Below are 2,548 nucleotides of genomic sequence, written 5' to 3' on the forward strand. Positions count from 1 at the left end.
GACGACAAGGCCGACAAACGCACCAAGCTCTACACCAACCTCGGCAACCGTGACACCCACGCCGTCATCAACAACATGCGCTGGGGCCTGGATGGCTGGGTTTATGCCACGGACGGCTATTCGAGCACCGATGACGTGAAATCTGGCGATGGCAGCAAGGGCTTCGGCCCCATCGGCGCCGGTGTCGTGCGCTTCAAGCCGGACGGCAGCGCGTTTGAGCAATACGCCAGCCGCGGCGGCAACACCTGGGGTCTCGACATCACCAGCGACGGCCAGGTTTTCTACACGCAGCCCACCAGCGGCAATCACTTCATCCACGTCGTGCTGCCGGAGTATGTGCTGGCCAAAGGCAAGCTGCCCGGCGTCATGGGCACGAACGGCATGCTGCCGAAAGAGCCGACGTATCCCGCCATGCATTGGGAGCAGCAGGCCTATGTGCAGATCGACCAAGTCGGCAGCTACACCGCCGCCGCTGGTTGCGCCATTTATGAAGGCGGTGCTTGGCCCGCGAAGTGGAACTACGGCTACTTCACCACCGAGCCTACGCTGAACATCGTCAGCCACTTCATGGTCGAGCCCGATGGCGTGACCTACAAAGCGAAGCGCGAGCCCGGTCGCGAGCAGACCGAGTTCATCCGCAGCAAGAACCTGTGGTTCCGCCCCATCGAAAATCGCGTCGGTCCCGATGGAGCGCTCTACATCGTCGATTTCTGCAATCAGGCCGTCATTCATAACGACACCCGAGGCCCCACCCACGGCCCCGCCAACGCCGCCGTCCGCCCCGACCGCGACCACTACTACGGCCGCATCTGGAAAGTGCAGCACAAGGAGGCGAAGGCTCCGAAAAAAGTCGAGACAGTGACTCGTGGAGCGGTGCCAGCACAAGGCAGTAAAGCTCTGCGAGCCTACGAAGCCGCCAAACAAGCCGCGAATGCCGACAAGCTCCTCCAAGACTTCGCTGCTGCTCAAGATGACTGGACTCGCAGCGCTCTGATTGCCGCCGCTGCCGACAAACCCGCCGAAGTCATCGCCGCTGCGCTTTCTTCTTCGTCTCCGGAGTCGCTTTCCAATTTCGTCAGCGCTCTCCTTCCAGCCGCGCTGCCAGCGAATGCCGAAAAACTCATCACCGCCTGTGCCAACGCCGATGCGAAGGCTGATCCGTTGAAGAACGCCATCCTTCGGGGCATCGCGACGAGCATGAATGAAGCTCCCGCGATGTCTCCGGCACTCACGGAGGCTTTGAAGAAGCTTCTCGGTCAGCCTTCGCTCGCAGCGGCCACGTTGCCGCTCGTGACGAAGTGGGACAAAGGCGGCGTGCTTGCTGCCGAGGTCAAAGCGCAGCTCGACAAGCTCAGCGCCTCGCTTTCCGACAATGCCGCGCCCGTGGAAGCACGTGTGAGTGCCGCGAAGGGTCTTGTGGCCGTTGGAGGCGCTTCGCAGGAGTACGTTGTTCGAGCTTTAGCTCGTCCGGAAATGCCTGCTGCACTGCAAACCGCCATCGTGGCCGCTTTGGACGAAAGCGGAGGCGTGGAGGCCATCGTGCCCGCTTTTGGCACGCTGAAGCGTGAACAACAAACCCAAGCCTTCGAAGCCATGCTCAAACGTCCCGAGGCCACCGGAGCCCTGCTCGATGCCGTGAAGGCCGGCAGCATCGACCGCGCGATTTTCGCCCCCGGCGATGTCGCACGGCTGCGCTCGCATCCGAACAAGCAGATCGCCAAACGGGCGAACGACCTCTTCAAGGTCAACAACGCCGCGAAGGACGCCATCATCGCCAAACTCGTGCCGGAGGTCGAGAAGCCTGGAAATGCCGCGCAGGGCAAAATGCTCTTCAGCGCCGCTTGCGCCATTTGCCACAAGCTCGGCGAGATCGGCGTCGCCGTCGGCCCGCCGCTGGATGGCATGGGGGCGCATGGACCGGCCGAGTTGCTCATCCACATCGTCGATCCAAACCGCGAGGTCGATCCCAGCTTCTGGGCCTTCAACATCACCACAAAGAAGGGCGAAGTGCTCCAGGGCGTCGTCACCAGTGAAAACAGCGCCACCGTCACGCTCGCCACGCAGGTCGGCGTGCGCGAGATCGCGAAGAGCGACATCGACAAGCGCGAAAACACCCGCCGCAGCCTCATGCCGGAAGGTCTCGACGCCCTCGGCCCCGAGCCGCTGCGCGACATCCTCGCCTTCATCTGCGGCGATGCGATGAAGCAGTTCCGCATCCTCCACCTCGCCGACGCCTTCACCGCCGACAGCCGCGATGGCCTCTTCGCCAGTGCGGATCCTCGCGGAGGCCAGGTGAAGCTCACCAAGTTCGGCAACGTGAAGGTCGAAGGCGTGCCCTTCTTCATCCAAGACCCGGCGAAGAGCTCCACCGGCGGCAATTTGATCGTGCTCAAAGGCGGCCCCGGCAAAGACAACCACTCGCAGACCTTCCCCGCGAAGGCCGAAGTCGCCATCAACATCGCCGCGAAGCGTCTGCAACTCCTCAGCGGCGTCTCCGGCTGGGGCTGGCCCGCCGTGCAGGATGAAGCGCCGGCACTGAAAGCCACCG

At 63.1% G+C, this 2,548-nt stretch carries 1 protein-coding gene; it reads left to right on the forward strand.

What is annotated here, in order from left to right:
- On the forward strand, nt 1-2,548 hold a 2,548-nt coding region (locus tag AC6FTP_RS27050), incomplete at both ends, for a PVC-type heme-binding CxxCH protein (RefSeq protein ID WP_497210003.1).

The sequence above is a fragment of the Prosthecobacter sp. genome (assembly GCF_044378005.1).
In the GTDB taxonomy this organism is placed as follows: Bacteria; Verrucomicrobiota; Verrucomicrobiia; order Verrucomicrobiales; family Verrucomicrobiaceae; genus Prosthecobacter.